At 64.0% G+C, this 14,063-nt stretch carries 17 protein-coding genes; 1 reads left to right on the forward strand and 16 read right to left on the reverse strand.

Annotation, left to right across the window (positions count from 1 at the left end; translation table 11 throughout):
- Positions 1-72 precede the first annotated feature (72 nt).
- The 5 genes from AC1RUK_RS13800 to ribD all read right to left on the reverse strand — a co-directional run bounded on the left by AC1RUK_RS13800 (position 73) and on the right by ribD (position 4,109).
- Positions 73-1,293, reverse strand: a complete 1,221-nt coding sequence (locus AC1RUK_RS13800) for an MFS transporter (RefSeq protein WP_481835179.1) — start codon at positions 1,291-1,293, stop codon at positions 73-75.
- Positions 1,290-1,790: a transcription antitermination factor NusB gene (gene nusB / locus AC1RUK_RS13805; RefSeq protein ID WP_436174565.1), complete on the reverse strand. Its 501-nt coding sequence runs from the start codon at positions 1,788-1,790 to the stop codon at positions 1,290-1,292. Before nusB ends, AC1RUK_RS13800 begins: the two co-directional genes overlap by 4 nt.
- Positions 1,787-2,281, reverse strand: a complete 495-nt coding sequence (gene ribH, locus AC1RUK_RS13810) for a 6,7-dimethyl-8-ribityllumazine synthase (protein ID WP_481835178.1) — start codon at positions 2,279-2,281, stop codon at positions 1,787-1,789. The genes nusB and ribH overlap by 4 nt, the downstream gene beginning before the upstream one ends.
- Before the next feature lie 95 nt (positions 2,282-2,376).
- Positions 2,377-2,994 (reverse strand): riboflavin synthase, encoded by a 618-nt coding sequence (locus AC1RUK_RS13815; protein WP_481835177.1) that lies wholly within the window; start codon positions 2,992-2,994, stop codon positions 2,377-2,379.
- Positions 2,994-4,109, reverse strand: coding sequence for a bifunctional diaminohydroxyphosphoribosylaminopyrimidine deaminase/5-amino-6-(5-phosphoribosylamino)uracil reductase RibD (gene ribD / locus AC1RUK_RS13820; protein WP_481835176.1), 1,116 nt, complete (start codon positions 4,107-4,109; stop codon positions 2,994-2,996). Before ribD ends, AC1RUK_RS13815 begins: the two co-directional genes overlap by 1 nt.
- Before the next feature lie 58 nt (positions 4,110-4,167).
- Here ribD and AC1RUK_RS13825 point away from each other — a divergent pair, with 58 nt between their 5' ends.
- A complete protein-coding gene (locus tag AC1RUK_RS13825; protein ID WP_481835175.1) occupies positions 4,168-4,731 on the forward strand; it encodes a hypothetical protein in 564 nt (187 codons plus the stop codon).
- Here the strand turns inward: AC1RUK_RS13825 and nrdR are convergent, their stop codons facing one another.
- The 11 genes from nrdR to AC1RUK_RS13880 all read right to left on the reverse strand — a co-directional run bounded on the left by nrdR (position 4,732) and on the right by AC1RUK_RS13880 (position 13,985).
- The gene (gene nrdR, locus AC1RUK_RS13830; protein WP_006201907.1) at positions 4,732-5,211 is read right to left on the reverse strand and encodes a transcriptional regulator NrdR; all 480 of its coding nucleotides are present in this window, start codon (positions 5,209-5,211) and stop codon (positions 4,732-4,734) included.
- Between the two features lie 86 nt (positions 5,212-5,297).
- Positions 5,298-5,627: a GlpM family protein gene (locus AC1RUK_RS13835; protein ID WP_436174560.1), complete on the reverse strand. Its 330-nt coding sequence runs from the start codon at positions 5,625-5,627 to the stop codon at positions 5,298-5,300.
- A gap of 42 nt (positions 5,628-5,669) precedes the next feature.
- Positions 5,670-6,281 (reverse strand): hypothetical protein, encoded by a 612-nt coding sequence (locus AC1RUK_RS13840; RefSeq protein WP_481839511.1) that lies wholly within the window; start codon positions 6,279-6,281, stop codon positions 5,670-5,672.
- Between the two features lie 84 nt (positions 6,282-6,365).
- On the reverse strand, positions 6,366-7,679 hold the full coding sequence (glyA, locus tag AC1RUK_RS13845) for a serine hydroxymethyltransferase (RefSeq protein WP_436174559.1): 1,314 nt from the start codon (positions 7,677-7,679) through the stop codon (positions 6,366-6,368).
- A gap of 127 nt (positions 7,680-7,806) precedes the next feature.
- Positions 7,807-8,073, reverse strand: coding sequence for a hypothetical protein (locus tag AC1RUK_RS13850; RefSeq protein WP_481835174.1), 267 nt, complete (start codon positions 8,071-8,073; stop codon positions 7,807-7,809).
- On the reverse strand, positions 7,997-9,448 hold the full coding sequence (locus AC1RUK_RS13855; RefSeq protein WP_481835173.1) for a Na+/H+ antiporter: 1,452 nt from the start codon (positions 9,446-9,448) through the stop codon (positions 7,997-7,999). Before AC1RUK_RS13855 ends, AC1RUK_RS13850 begins: the two co-directional genes overlap by 77 nt.
- Before the next feature lie 143 nt (positions 9,449-9,591).
- Entirely contained in the window at positions 9,592-10,845 is a 1,254-nt protein-coding gene (locus AC1RUK_RS13860; protein ID WP_481835172.1) for a L,D-transpeptidase family protein, read from the reverse strand.
- Between the two features lie 354 nt (positions 10,846-11,199).
- Positions 11,200-11,586 (reverse strand): hypothetical protein, encoded by a 387-nt coding sequence (locus tag AC1RUK_RS13865; RefSeq protein WP_481835171.1) that lies wholly within the window; start codon positions 11,584-11,586, stop codon positions 11,200-11,202.
- A 192-nt stretch (positions 11,587-11,778) separates the two neighbouring features.
- Positions 11,779-12,294: a transcriptional regulator LdtR gene (gene ldtR, locus AC1RUK_RS13870; protein ID WP_006201915.1), complete on the reverse strand. Its 516-nt coding sequence runs from the start codon at positions 12,292-12,294 to the stop codon at positions 11,779-11,781.
- Between the two features lie 228 nt (positions 12,295-12,522).
- Positions 12,523-12,945, reverse strand: coding sequence for a DUF6163 family protein (locus AC1RUK_RS13875; RefSeq protein ID WP_481835170.1), 423 nt, complete (start codon positions 12,943-12,945; stop codon positions 12,523-12,525).
- On the reverse strand, positions 12,942-13,985 hold the full coding sequence (locus AC1RUK_RS13880) for an enoyl-CoA hydratase/isomerase family protein (protein WP_481835169.1): 1,044 nt from the start codon (positions 13,983-13,985) through the stop codon (positions 12,942-12,944). The genes AC1RUK_RS13875 and AC1RUK_RS13880 overlap by 4 nt, the downstream gene beginning before the upstream one ends.
- Positions 13,986-14,063: the final 78 nt, after the last annotated feature.

A 14,063-nucleotide genomic window follows, 5' to 3' on the forward strand; every position in this document is an offset into this window, starting at 1 on the left:
ACAAAGCGGATGCACGCAATAATTTTATGCGGGCTGGCCCAATCCGGCGCCGCCCATCCAGACAAGGTGGTGTCAGGTGGCCGGGCGCAAACCCGTCATCTTCAGCGCGCCCAGCGCCACGAAGCAGAGCGCGGTAACCGGGAAGACGATCCAGTTCAGCATCTCCCAGCCCCAGGCGTTGTAGACCGCGCCCGACATCAGCGAGGCGAAGGCGACGGAGCCGAACAGGACGAAGTCATGAAAGCCTTGCACCTTGCCCTTTTCCGACGGCCGGTAGCTGTCGGCGACCATGGCGGTGGCGCCGATGAAGCCAAAATTCCAGCCGAGGCCGAGCAGGATCAGCGCCGTCCAGAATTGCCATAGCGCCAGTCCCGACAGAGCCACCACGGCGCAAGCGACGAGCAGGATCAGGCCGGCTGCGACGATGCGTTCGGCGCCAAAACGGTGGATCAGCGAACCGGTGAAGAAGCTCGGCGCGAACATTGCCATGACATGCCAGGAAATGCCGAGCATCGCATCATCGGTCGACAGGCCGCAGCCGACCATGGCGAGCGGCGCGCCGGTCATGACGAAACTCATCAGCGCGTAGCTGCCGACGGCGCAGAAGAGCGCCGCGACGAAACGCGGCCGGGTGACAATCTCGGAGAGCGGCCGCGCATCGCTGTCGGCGATCTCCGTCTTGCCGGCAGCCCGAGACGGGATGCGCAGGAACGAAAGGATGATGGCGCCGACAGCCGCCAGCACGAGGATGGAGGCGAACGAGCCGGCGAACATCACCGGCGCGAACAATTCGCGGGTGAAGATGACGATCTGCGGCCCGAGTATGGCGGTGACGATGCCACCGGCCAGCACGAAGGAAATGGCGCGCGCCTTGAATTCCGAAGGTGCGTTGTCGGCGGCGGCGAAGCGAAACTGCTGGACGAAAGCGCCGCCGATCCCGATCACCAACAGGCCGAACGCGAACAGCCAGAAGTTCGGATGGAAGAGCGCCAGCGTAGCGACCAGCCCGCCGAGCGCGGTGATGATGGTGCCGGTCATGAAACCGCCGCGCTGGCCGAGGCTGCGAATGATTGCGGCAGCCGGCAGTGCGCCGAGCGCTACACCGACATTGAAGCCGGTGATCGGCGCCGTCGCCAGCGACTTGTCGGCGGCAAGCAGGTATTGGCCGGCCAGCCCGCCCACGGAAATGGCAATGGGTGCGGCCGAACCGATGATCGCCTGCGCGGCAGCAAGGATGAATGCCGTGCGGCGTGCTTCCTTGCTTGCCTCGGCAACGACAGCCGCGGCGGTCACGAAGCGTCCTTGCCGCGGCCCTCGCCACGCACCCGGCGTGACACGCGGTCGAGCACGGCGTTGGTGAGCTTCGGCTCGTCCTCTTCGTAGAAGGCCTTGGCGATGTCGACATATTCCGAGACTATGACGGCGACCGGCACGTCATCGCGCTTCATCAATTCATAGACGCCGGCGCGCAGAATGGCGCGCAGCGTCGAATCCAGCCTCGACAGCGGCCAGTCGTCGGTCAGCGCCTGGCGGATGACCGGATCGATGGTCTTCTGGTTCTCGACGACGCCGGTGAGGATGGCGCGAAACCATTGCGCGTCGGCCTCGCGATAGAGCGCGCCGTCGACTTCCTTGCCGAGCCGGAACGCCTCATATTCGGCGGTGATCTCGAAGATGCCGCTGCCGGCCACATCCATCTGGTAGAGCGCCTGCACGGCGGCCAGACGGGCGGCGCCGCGCTTGTTGGCGTGGCGTATCGCGGGCTGGCCGGGCGAAGCGGGTTCGCTCACGATTGCGCTCCCAGCTGCTCTTTGAGGGCGATCATGGTCAGCGCCGCGCGCGCGGCAAAGCCGCCCTTGTCGCCTTCCGAGCGCTTGGCGCGCGTCCAGGCCTGCGCGTCGTTCTCGGTGGTCAGGATGCCGTTGCCGATGCAGACCGAATCCTGGACCGAAATGTCCATCAGCGCACGGCTGGATTCATTGGCGACGATGTCGAAATGATAGGTGTCGCCGCGGATGATGGTGCCAAGCGCGACGAAACCGTCATAGCTCTTCCCGCCGTCGGCAGCACCGTCGAGGGCGAAGGAGATCACCGCCGGGATTTCCAGCGAACCGGGGACGGTGACGACGTCATAGGTCGCGCCCGCTTCGTCGAGCGCGCTGGTCGCGCCTTCGAGCAGCGCGTCGGCAAGATCGTCATGGAAGCGCGCCTCGATGACGAGAAGGTGCGCCTTCGTCTTCGGACGGATGAACGCTTTGCCGTGTTGGGATGTGCCAGCCATAAATGTCTCCGGGGATCGCCGGTGACTTAGGCCGAAGCGGCCGCATTCGCAAGCTTTGTCGGACGTTCAGGCCCGGTCTAATTTCCGAGGGTGGCTCAAAGCCCCTCTTTCGCCGCCTCCACCAGGCGTGCCGCGTAGCGGGCCATGGTGTCGATCTCAAGGTTGACGCGGTCGCCGACCTGGCGTTCGCCCCAGGTGGTGACCGTCAGCGAATGATGGATCAGCAGCACGTCGAAGCGGGTGCCTTCGACCTTGTTGACGGTGAGTGAGGTGCCGTCGAGGGCGACAGAACCCTTCGGCGCGATGAACCTGGCCAGTTCGCGTGGCGCTTCGAGCGTGAAGCGCACCGCATCGCCCTCGTCCTTGCGCGCCACGATCTCGGCCGTGCCGTCGACATGGCCGGAGACGATGTGGCCGCCGAGTTCGTCGCCGATCTTCAGCGCCCGTTCGAGATTGATGCGCGAGCCCGATTTCCAGCCAGCGGCTGTCGTCAATCGCAATGCTTCTTCCCAGGCTTCGACCTCGAACCAGCGCGCGTTCGAGCCACTGTCGGGCAGCGCCGTCACTGTCAGGCAGACGCCGCCGCAGGAGATCGAGGCACCGATGGCGATGGTCTCGGGATCGTAGGCGGTGTCGATGCGCAGGCCCACCCCTTCCCTGAGTGGCTTGGCGGCAGCGACCGTGCCGACATCGGTGACAATCCCGGTAAACATCAGAAATCCCTTATCCACTCAGCGTAGCTGTCCTCGCCGAACTGCATGTCGCGCAGTTTGCGAAATCCTGCCGGGATATGGTTGGCGTCGATGGGCGATGCAATGCCACCCTCGCCGATCGCCTCGGGTCCGTGGAACAGCACGATGCGGTCGACCAGTCCTTCGGCGAGGAAGGCTCGAGCCACCTTGGCGCCGCCCTCGACCAGCACACTGGCCAAGCCGAGCGCCGCCAGATCTTCCAGCAGCTCGGGCAAGGCAACGCCGCCCTCATGGGTCTCGGTGCCGATGAAGCGAACGCCGGCGCGTTCGAGCGCGGCACGCCGGTGCGGGTCGGCTTCCAGGCAAGCGGCGACATAGAGCGGAACGCGGTCGACACCGGAGACCAGTTTCGAGGCTTCCGGCAAGCGGATCTGGCGGTCGAGCACGATGCGTGCCGGCGAACGGTTCTCCAACCCCGGCAAACGCACGGTCAGCGCCGGATCGTCTTCCAGCGCGGTGCCGATGCCAACCAGGATGCCGTCGGCCTCGGCCCGCATCAGATAAACTTCGCGCCGCGCGATCTCGCCGGTGATCGCGACCTGCCCCTCGCCTTCCACGCCGATCTTGCCGTCGCTGGAAAGCGCAAGTTTCAAAATCACTTCCGGGCGTTTTTTGAGAGACCGAATCAGATAGCCGGCCATCTGCTCCGAAGCCTCGGCCGCCAGCACTTTCTCGACCACCTCGACACCGGCGGCGCGCAGGATGGCATAGCCCTGGCCGGAAACGCGGGGATCGGGATCGCTCGCCGCACCAACCACGCGCGCGACGCCCGCAGTGACCAGCGCGTTGGCGCAAGGCGGCGTGCGGCCGTGATGGGCGCAAGGTTCCAGCGTGACATAGGCAGTGGCGCCGCGGGCCAGTTCGCCGGCCTCGGCCAAAGCCTCGGTCTCGGCATGCGGCCGCCCACCAACCGCGGTGACGCCGGTGCCGACGATCATCGGCCCGGCGCCGTCGTCGCGCACGATCAGCGTGCCGACGGACGGGTTGGTCGAGGTCCGGCCGGCATTCTTGCGCGAAAGCCTGAGCGCTGCTGCCATGAAGCGCAGGTCATTGGTGTCAACTGCCGTATCCGTCATTGTTCGTTTGCTTTTCGCGTGATCCATTGCTGGCCGTCTTAACGCAGCCCGAGGGCATATGGCCAACTTTCTCTGCAGTCTGAAGACCATGTCGATCAAAATGGATCGAGAGTTGGCCGCTTCTCTTGAAACCATGAGCCATGCGACGACCTTTGCGTATGGTATTGCAATTGACGAATGTCTGGCTGCGGGGGAGCATTTGGACGAAGTCTTTTACATCCGCCTTATCTTTTTCGTAGCAAAACTCGATGAAACCGTTGCAAGAGCCGACCTGAAAGCCAGGTTGCGTTTTGTTGCACCGAGAGCTTACTACGGCGTCAGAGAGAGCGAATTCATCATGGCCAACAAAAAAGAAGATGCATTGTTTGGCCGACCAACCCGCATAAACTTTCGCCTTCATCTTGCGGAGCCAGACACTGAGAGGCAACGAGAAGAGGTGTATCGATACGCCCAACGGGAACAGGAGCGGGTTGCGAGGCTCTTTGCAGCCGACTGCCAGATAGAATCCATCAAATTCGACAATAGAGGCAAGTCCTCGACCTCACTCATAAACTTGGTGGTTCCCAATGCTGTAGGATTCGGGACCAACCACCCGGCACAGGCTTCGCGACGCGCCAACTGATCAGCCGGCGTCCTCTTCGCTCTTCAGCTCGTCGCCCTTGAGCTCACCCAGCACCTCATGAAAATCCTTGGCCTCGCGGAAATTGCGGTAAACCGAGGCGAAGCGCACATAGGCGACGTCGTCGAGCGACTTCAGCGCCTCCATGACCAACCGGCCGACCTCGCCGGATGCCACTTCCGTCTCGCCCGAGCTTTCGAGCTGGCGCACGATGCCAGTGACGGCGCGGTCGATGCGCTCGGGATCGACATTGCGCTTGCGCACCGCGATCTCGACCGAGCGCAGCAGCTTGTCACGGTCGAACGGCACCTTGCGGCCGGATTTCTTGACCACGACGAGGTCACGCAATTGAACGCGCTCGAACGTTGTGAAACGACCGCCGCAATCGGGGCAGACGCGCCGCCTGCGGATCGCCGCGCCATCCTCGGCGGGGCGCGAATCCTTGACCTGCGTATCTTCGGACTGGCAGTAGGGACAGCGCATGGAGAGCCTTCGGTTCGCGATTCTCGTGGGACGGAAGGCTTAGAGGTTTTTGCCGCAATGGCAAAGCACGGACGGCCCTCCGTGCCTCAGAGATAGCGAGGCGCGAGGAAGATTGCCAGCGCCGCGACCAGCCACACCGCGATGCCGCCGAGAACGGCGAGCCGGTAGTCGACGCGATCGATGAACAGCCAGCAGGCGCCGAGGAAGGCGAGATAAGCGGGGATCGTCTTGAAACCGGCAAGACAGGCTTCGCGAAAGCCGATCGGATTGCCCTTGGCGCCGACGGCGAGCAGTGCGATCACGGCGAAGGTCGGCGCCAGCGGCAGGATACCGGGCAAGATGTTGCCGCGCTTCGAGGCCCAGACGATCAGTGCGGTGACCAGGCCGCCGACCACACCTTTCCAGAGAATGTCCATGACGCGGCTCCTTGCTGGGGATCTGCCGGTGTGCAGGTCGCCTCAGGGCGCGACGTCAGTGGTCGGGAAGCCGCAGGATGCGCCGAGGCTGCGATAGGCCTTGGTGAAGCCGTCCATCGAGATGGTCGCGACCGGCGCGTTGGCGAAAGCGACGTCGAGCGCGCCGGCGCGGCGCATGGCGCGCAGGACCGCCAGCGTGGTCTCGGCCTTGTTGTTCATCATCCACTGGTCGCCAATATCGGCGCTGACGGTCGCCTTGACCTTGCCCTTGTCGTCACCGAACACCGCGGGAATGTTCTCGCCGGTCGGCAAATCCTTGTTCCTCAAGGCAATGATGAGGCTCGGATAGCCGTTGGGGGGCAGCACGTCACCGTTGGAGATGGCGAGCGTCAGCGTGCCGCTGGTGCCGTTCGCGTCGAGGAAAGCGGTCGATGCAGCACAGGTCCTGCGCACATCCTCGCCGGTGCTGACCTCGTCGACGATCGTCGACCATTTGCCGAAGGTTTCCGTCTTGGGTGTGGCGGTTTCTGGTGCCGCGGGCTGGGGTGCCGTGGTCTGGGGCGCAGGTTGGGTGGTCGTGGTCTGCGCCGAGACGGCGCCGGCCAATTGCATCATGGCCAGCACGCCAAGACCGGCAAGTTGAAGAATTCGCATCATCAAGGCTCCTGTCCGCAACGCCGCTCCATCAGGATCGGCGCTTCTCGTCATCGCCAATAAGGGATGAGGCCGGGCATCAGGTCAACCGAGATAGGGATAGAGCGGGAAACGATCCGTCAGCGCCACGACCTTGGCCTTCACTGCCGCCTCGACCGCCGCATTGCCTTCGTCGGAGTTCGCCACTTTCAGCCCGTCCAGCACCTCGGCGATCAGCTTGCCGATCTCGCGGAACTCGGCCTGGCCGAAGCCGCGCGTTGTGCCGGCCGGGGTGCCAAGGCGCACGCCCGAGGTGACGAAGGGCTTTTCCGGATCGAAGGGGATGCCGTTCTTGTTGCAGGTGATGTTGGCGCGGCCGAGTGCCGCCTCGGCGCGCTTGCCGGTGGCGTTCTTCGGACGCAGATCGACCAGCATCAGATGGTTGTCGGTGCCGCCGGAAACGATGTCGAGGCCGGTTTCCTTGAGGCTCGAAGCCAGCGCCTTGGCATTGGCGGCGACGCTCTCGGCATAGACCTTGAAGCTCGGCTTCAACGCCTCGCCGAAGGCCACCGCCTTGGCGGCGATGACATGCATCAGCGGGCCGCCCTGCAGGCCTGGGAAGACGGCCGAGTTCATCTTTTTGGCGATGTCCTCGTCGTTGCACAGGATCATGCCGCCGCGCGGGCCGCGCAGCGACTTGTGCGTCGTCGTCGTCACGACATGGGCATGCGGCAGCGGCGATGGGTGGACGCCGCCGGCGACGAGGCCGGCGATGTGGGCCATGTCGACCATCAGATAGGCGCCCACCGCATCGGCGATCTCGCGGAAGCGCTTCCAGTCCCAGACGCGCGAATAGGCGGTGCCGCCGGCCAGGATCAGCTTCGGCTTGGTCTCATGCGCGGTCTTCTCGATCGCGTCCATGTCAAGCAGATGGTCTTCCTTGCGCACGCCGTAGGAGACGACCTTGAACCATTTGCCGCTCATGTTGACCGGCGAGCCGTGGGTCAGATGGCCGCCGGAATTCAAGTCGAGGCCCATGAAGGTGTCGCCGGGCTGCAGCAGCGCCAGGAACACCGCCTGGTTCATCTGGCTGCCGGAGTTCGGCTGGACATTGGCGAAGTTGCAGCCGAACAGCTTCTTGGCGCGTTCGATGGCCAGTTCCTCGGCCACATCGACGAACTGGCAGCCGCCATAGTAGCGCTTGCCCGGATAGCCCTCGGCGTATTTGTTGGTCATGATCGAGCCTTGCGCCTCGAGCACGGCGCGCGAGACGATGTTTTCCGACGCGATCAACTCGATCTCATGGCGCTGGCGGCCGAGTTCGTTGCGGATGGCGCCGAAAATCTCCGGATCGGCATCTTCCAGCGTGGTTTCGAAGAAGGATTCGAATTTGTTCGACACTGCCGTTGCTGTAGCCATGGCCTGAAATCCCCTGGGTCCGAAGGTCTGGAAGGTTCGCCGCGGCATTAACACAGTTGTTTTCGCCTCGCCACGTTTGCGGCGCGAAATTTGCTGGCCGAATTGCGCCAGTAAGGTTGCGCGACTGCTATTTCCGCTCCTGTCGGCCTTTCAGCAGGGCCTCCGTCAGGGTGATCTCGGCAAACAGCGCCTGCGCCGTATGGTCGTTGATTTCGCCGCTGCGCAACATGGCGCGCACGGCCGTGCGCTCGGCCTCGATGGCGACAAAGCGGAGCTCGAGCTCCAGCCGCCCGGCTTCGCGAGCTTCGGCGCGGGCTTCATCGGCCTCGTCGGAGGCGGCGATACGGCGACGGTAGCCCGGCGACGATGCTGTCGGCGACGGCAAGGCGCGCATCGGCCGCCTCCCCTTCGCTTGCGTCATTGGCGACGCTCTCGATGCGGGCGATGGCCGCATTGGCCGCGCCGACGCGTGCCCGGCGCTCCTCGGCGGCGCCTAGATCCTCGCCCGGTTCGACCAGCCCGCGCGCAATCTTCGGCAAGGCAAGGCTGGCTATGGTGAGCGAGCAGATGATGACGCCGGCGGCGAGGAAGATGACAATGTCGCGCGCCGGAAAGGGCGAGCCGTCGGGCATGGCTAAGGGCAACGACAGGATGCCGGCCAGCGTGATGGCGCCGCGCACGCCTGCCACCGAGCCGGCAAGCCGCACGCGCAGGCCGAACGGTTCGGCCTTGCGCTTGGCAAACCGCGCGGCAAGGCGCTGCGCGATATCGCCGACCCAGATCCACAGGAAGCGCAAGCCGCTCAGGCACAGGGTGAGGATCAGCACCGTGGCGACCGGCTCGATCAGCCAGTGCCGGCTGGAGAGCTCGGGCGGCACCTTGCGGATGATATCGGGAAGCTGCAGGCCGAGCAGGATGAAGAGCGCGCCGTTGAAGACGAAGGACAGCGTCGTCCACAGCGACATGGTCTGCATGCGCGCCGAAACGCCGAGATAGCGGAATATGCCGGAGCCGCTGGTGAGCACACCGGCGGTGACCGCTGCCAGGATGCCGGAAGCGCCGGCATGCTCGGCGCCGAGATAGGCGATGAAAGGGATCAGGATCATCACTAGCACCTGTGCCTCGGCCGGCACGCCGCCAATGCGGTTCAACAGCTGCAAAGTCTTGGCGGCGACGATCAAGGCCACCACGCCGGCGACGATGCCGGCCGCCACGGCATAGAGGAAGCTCAGCGACGCGGCGCCCAAGGAAAAGCTGCCGGTCAGCGCTGCCGCCACGGCGAAGCGGAACATGACCAGGCCAGACGCGTCGTTGAGCAGTGACTCGCCTTCGAGGATGTGCATCAGCCGCGCCGGCACCACGTTTCTGTCGACGATTGAGGACACAGCCGCAGCGTCGGTCGGCGACAGCACCGCGGCCAGCGCGAAGGCGACGACGAGCGGTATGCTCGGCACCAACCAGTGCAAGGCGTAGCCGAAGCCGACGATGGTGAAGAAGACCAGCCCGATGGCAAGGTCGAGGATCGGGCCGCGCAGTGCCAAAAGCTCGCGCTTCGGCGCCGTTGCGGCGTCACTGAACAGCAGCGGCGGGATGAACACCAAAAGGAACAGTTCGGGGTCGATCTCCACGTGCAGGCCGCTCGCCGGCCAGGCAAGCGCGGCGCCGATCGCGATCTGCAGCACTGGCAGCGGCACCCGCACCAGCCGCACCAACGCGCCGGAAAGCGCGACAAACGCGAGCACGACCAGGATGAAGACGGCGACTTGCATGGTGCGATTCCGGGTGTTGGCGGACCATGCGCAATGGAAACCGCGCCGTCCAGCCAGGTCTCTGGCCAAGGCTGTCAGCCTGTAGCGGAAAACAAAAAAAGACCGCCCTGTCGGCGGCCTTTTTTTGAAAAGATATCAGCTATTTACAGCGAAGACGTGATCTGCAGCTCGTCGTTGCCGTCAAGGCCGTAGATGTCGTCGCGGAACTGCACAACGCCAGGTCCCGTCGACCAGGCCGACAGATAGAGGAAGTGGACCGGCACCGGGTTGACGACCTGAACCGGGGTGTTCTCGCCGGTCTTGATCGTACCCTCGAAATGCTGGCGGTCCCAGCCGGGCGTGTCGCGCAGGATCCAGGTGACGAGGTCGCGCACGTTCTGGACGCGCACGCAGCCCGAGGAATCGAAACGCATCAGCTTGCCGAACAGGCTCTGCTGCGGCGTGTCGTGCATATAGACGCCGTCCGGGCTCGGGAAATTGATCTTGACCGAGGCCATGGCATTGCCGGCGCCCGGATCCTGGCGGAAACGGTACTTCTCGGCATCGTCCGTCGACCAGTCGACGGTCATCGGATCGACCTCGCTGCCATCCGGCGCGAACAGGCGGATATGGCTATCCTTGAGATAGTTCGGGTCCTTGCGCATCAGCGGAATGATGTCCTTGCGCACGATCGAGACCGGAGCGTTCCAGTAGGGATTGACGATGATCTCGTTGATCTTGGAATTGACGATCGGCGTCTGGCGATCGATCTTGCCGACGACTGCGGTGTGGCGAAGCACGACGCGGTCGTTCTCGACCGCCTCGATCTGAGCCGCCGGAATGTCGACCAGCACGTAGCGGCTGCCGAGCGTGCCGGCCTTTTCACGCAGACGCTGCAGATTGGTCTGCAGCTGGCCGAGCCGGATCTGTGCCGAGACGTTCATCGCCGTATAGGTGTATTTGCCCATTGCGCCGTCGGCAGGCAGGCCATGGCGCAACTGGAAGCGCTTGACCGCGGCATCGACATAGGAATCGAAGGCGGTCGAAATGCCGGCGCTCTGCGCCAGGTCGCCCGACATCATCAGGCGCTTGCGCAGCGGCACCACATCCGGGTCGTCGACGCCGAGCTGCAACTTCTTGGTCGCGGGAACCTCGCCCCAGCCGCCCTGGGCGACGATGTTCTGATATTGCGCCACCGCCTGCTCGGTGAAGGCGACGGTCTGCAGGCTGAAGATCGGCAGCGTCGAAGCCACCTTGCCGCCCTCGCTGGCGCGGGCGTCGAACTGGTCGTCCCAATTGCCGCGGCCCGAGGACTTCAGGATATCCCCGATGACGTCCTGAGCGCTGGCGCTGTTCGCCACAAGAGCGGCGGCGAGCGCGGAGGCTCCGGAAAGGAAGAAACGGCGGCTGGTTCTCATGGACGTTCCAGACATTTTAGCGGTGTTCGATCTCGCTCAGTTCGCTCTAACGGGCGATTACGCCCGCACTCTAGGGTTGGCAATGTTAACAATTAGCCAACCATGACCTGCATCACTTGGGCGTGAAACGCGCTGTCGCGATGCCGGTTCGAGTGAGCGCAAGCGCTGGCCCGCAGCATCACCCGCATCCTCGCTTCCACTGGGATTATGGCGGCAACGTGGCCTTGGCCCGCGATTTGCATCGGGCGGCGCCGCGAAAAGAAAGGACCGGTGCTTTTCGGCACCGGCGAGAAATCCAAACATCGGATCTGCAGCAGGCCCCCTTTGTCCCCGATCATCCTCCAGCGCGAAGTCTCAACCCTTTGGGTCCTGACCTGGCGGCGCCTTCAGTTCCGAGCATCGTTGCAACACCTCATTCTGAGGATAGCGCAGGACTTTGTTGTCCAGTTTGAGCAGCAACTCCCGTCTCTTGCCCGTGCTCTCACCGTCCGTACAGGTCATGTCCAGAAGGACAGCGTCCAGGCGCATGATCTTCTGAACTTTGTTCAGTGTGCAGCCAACCTCCCACATCTCCACTGCCTTGTCGGTGAATGTCACGATCGAGTCATTGTTGTCGCAAGGGGAGCTGCCTTCCGCGGCAAAAGAATCCTTCCACCACTCCTCGGCGAAAGCCATTTGCGGGACCAACAAAAGCGTCACGGCAACCGAACAAATCTTCCAGCGTTTTCCCAGGTCCATCATGCGCTCCCCGCCAAGCCGCGACATTAGGCACTGCTGCAACGAAAGCAAAGCCGGCAGGGATGCTGCCGACGGGGCGGCTGGGCGTCGGGATCAGGAAAAGAATAGGACCAGCGCCTTCCGGCGCCGGCCCCCATTGCTTGCCCCGGCCGCGCTTCTGCGGCGCGGCTTCAAGTCCCCTGGCGTGCAGGCGCCTTACATCCGATAAGCGATCGTATCGTTCCAGAAGCGATCCAGCCGCTGCAGGGCGCGGTTCATCTGCTTGAACTCGTCGGTGTTGATGCCGCCGACCTGCTCGATCGAGCCGACATGGCGCTCGTAGAGGCCGGCGACGACGTCGGCCACCTCGTTGCCCTTCGGCGTCAGCGAGACGCGGACCGAACGGCGGTCGATGCGCGAGCGCTGGTGGTTGATGAAGCCGAGGTCGACCAGCTTCTTCAGATTGTAGGAGACATTCGAGCCGAGATAGTAGCCGCGCGAGCGCAGTTCGCCGGCGGTCAGCTCGGAATTACCGATGTTGAACAGCAGCAGCGCCTGGATGGCGTTGATGTCGGAGCGGCCGTTGCGGTCGAACTCGTCCTTGATCACGTCAAGCAGGCGGCGGTGCAGTCGCTCCACCAGCTGCAGCGATTCCATGTACAGCGAACGGATCGCCTCGCGGCGGTCGTCGGAAACTGTGGCGGGCTTCGCCGCCGGACGCGAATTGATCATTGTCTTAGCCTCTCGTTTGTCGCCCGGTGATTTTTTGTTTTTCACCTTGATCGCGACACTATCGAATACTCATAAAATTCGACTTAAACGCCAAGGCTAACAAGAGCTTACCGGTAAGAGGTTTCGAAAGAGGCTTAACGATCGGTCACCCGAGCAAGGATAATTAACCTAAAGATTTAGCCAATGATCCGCAGGGTGTCGCGACAGCGAAATCCGGGGCCTGGCGGCCTATCGTCGGGCCTGGCGCTTCTGCAGCCAGATGATCACCCGGAAGACGATGTAAAGCAATGCCACCGCGGCATGCGAGGCGATGATCAGCAACCGGTGGCCGAACAGGTCGGGAAAGCCGGCATACATGACGATCTCGGTCGCCGCGCAGATGAACCAGATCACCGGGCCCCAGGAGGCGAGCATCCAGAGGCCGGCGGCGGCGAAGGGAAAGAAGACGGCGAGCATCACCGCCGCCACCTGCCAGTGCACCGGCATCAGGTCGAAGCGCCATAGCGGGCCCGGATAGAAGCCGATCAGCCGGACCCAGTAGAGGATGCCGAACAGCAGGCAGTAGCCGGCGACGACGCGCTGGAACCAGGCGAAGATCACCTCGGTCGTCGAGGGCTGCAGCACGACGCGCCTGGAGGTGACCTCGCTCACAGGTCGAGCTCCCGGTCGCCGAGCGGCGCGAAATAGGCGTCGACGTCCGCTGCCCGTACCGCATCGAGGCTTTCAGGGCGCCATTGCGGTTTCGAGCCCTTGTCGATGATGGCGGCGCGGATGCCCTCGTAGAAATCGTGGCCCGCCAGCATCCGGTTGAGGATGCGGAATTCCATCTTCATGCACTCGTCCATCGACAGCGTCAGCCCGGCGCCGATCTGGCGCCAGGCGACGTGCAGGCTGGTCGGCGAGCGCGTCCTGATCGTCGCCAGTGTCTTGGCGGCGAACTCGTCGGCGGGCGCCGCCCGCTCCAGGCTGGCGATGATATCCGACAGCGACGGCTGTGCGAAATGGCGGGAGATCGCTTCCAGAACCGGCCGGTCGGTCTCGCGCTTTGCCGGGACGAAAAAGCCGCGCAGCACCGTTTCCGGATCGCCGGTCGCGCAGAGCCGGTCGAGGAAGCCGGCCTGGTCCTCGGCCTTGATGGTGTGCGTGGCCAGGCCCGACCACAGCGCATCGCCATGGCGGATGCGGTTCCCGGTCAGCGCCAGATACATGCCGAAGCTGCCGCCGAGGTCGGGCAAAAGGTGGCTGGCGCCGACATCGGGGAAAAAGCCGATGCCGACTTCCGGCATGGCGAACTGGGCGTTCTCGGTCATCACACGCTGCGAGCCGTGGAACGAGATGCCGACGCCGCCGCCCATGACGATGCCGTCGATCAGCGCGACATAGGGCTTATTGAATCGCTTGATGCTGGCATTCAGGCGGTATTCGTCGGCGAAGAACTCGACCGGGGGCTGTCCGGCCCGGCCCGCCTCGTAGATGTGCAGGATGTCGCCGCCGGCGGAGAACGCCCTGCCCTCGGCCTTGACGATGACAACATCGACGCCGTCATCGCGCTCCCAGGCGCGCAACGCCTTGTCGAGCGCCTTGACCATGCGATGGGTGACGGCATTGAGCGCCTGCGGCCGCGTCAGCGTGACGACGCCGGCCTTGCCCAACCGCTCGAAGCGAATCTCGTCGCCTCCATCAAAATCCATCGCCAGAGAATCCCTCCCCCGCGTGTGCGGGACTGAAGTGCTAAGCGGCGACAGAGTGAAGGTCAATTGCCGGGCGCC

It is taken from the genome of Mesorhizobium monacense (genome assembly GCF_056781675.1).

Coding starts and splice junctions, on each gene's coding strand:
- ribH (WP_481835178.1), bottom strand. CDS start 2,281: ATGGCTGGCACATCCCAACACGGCAAAGCGTTCATCCGTCCGAAGACG.
- AC1RUK_RS13815 (WP_481835177.1), bottom strand. CDS start 2,994: ATGTTTACCGGGATTGTCACCGATGTCGGCACGGTCGCTGCCGCCAAG.
- ribD (WP_481835176.1), bottom strand. CDS start 4,109: ATGACGGATACGGCAGTTGACACCAATGACCTGCGCTTCATGGCAGCA.
- AC1RUK_RS13825 (WP_481835175.1), top strand. CDS start 4,168: ATGGCCAACTTTCTCTGCAGTCTGAAGACCATGTCGATCAAAATGGAT.
- nrdR (WP_006201907.1), bottom strand. CDS start 5,211: ATGCGCTGTCCCTACTGCCAGTCCGAAGATACGCAGGTCAAGGATTCG.
- AC1RUK_RS13835 (WP_436174560.1), bottom strand. CDS start 5,627: ATGGACATTCTCTGGAAAGGTGTGGTCGGCGGCCTGGTCACCGCACTG.
- AC1RUK_RS13840 (WP_481839511.1), bottom strand. CDS start 6,281: ATGCGAATTCTTCAACTTGCCGGTCTTGGCGTGCTGGCCATGATGCAA.
- glyA (WP_436174559.1), bottom strand. CDS start 7,679: ATGGCTACAGCAACGGCAGTGTCGAACAAATTCGAATCCTTCTTCGAA.
- AC1RUK_RS13850 (WP_481835174.1), bottom strand. CDS start 8,073: ATGCGCGCCTTGCCGTCGCCGACAGCATCGTCGCCGGGCTACCGTCGC.
- AC1RUK_RS13855 (WP_481835173.1), bottom strand. CDS start 9,448: ATGCAAGTCGCCGTCTTCATCCTGGTCGTGCTCGCGTTTGTCGCGCTT.
- AC1RUK_RS13860 (WP_481835172.1), bottom strand. CDS start 10,845: ATGAGAACCAGCCGCCGTTTCTTCCTTTCCGGAGCCTCCGCGCTCGCC.
- AC1RUK_RS13865 (WP_481835171.1), bottom strand. CDS start 11,586: ATGATGGACCTGGGAAAACGCTGGAAGATTTGTTCGGTTGCCGTGACG.
- ldtR (WP_006201915.1), bottom strand. CDS start 12,294: ATGATCAATTCGCGTCCGGCGGCGAAGCCCGCCACAGTTTCCGACGAC.
- AC1RUK_RS13880 (WP_481835169.1), bottom strand. CDS start 13,985: ATGGATTTTGATGGAGGCGACGAGATTCGCTTCGAGCGGTTGGGCAAG.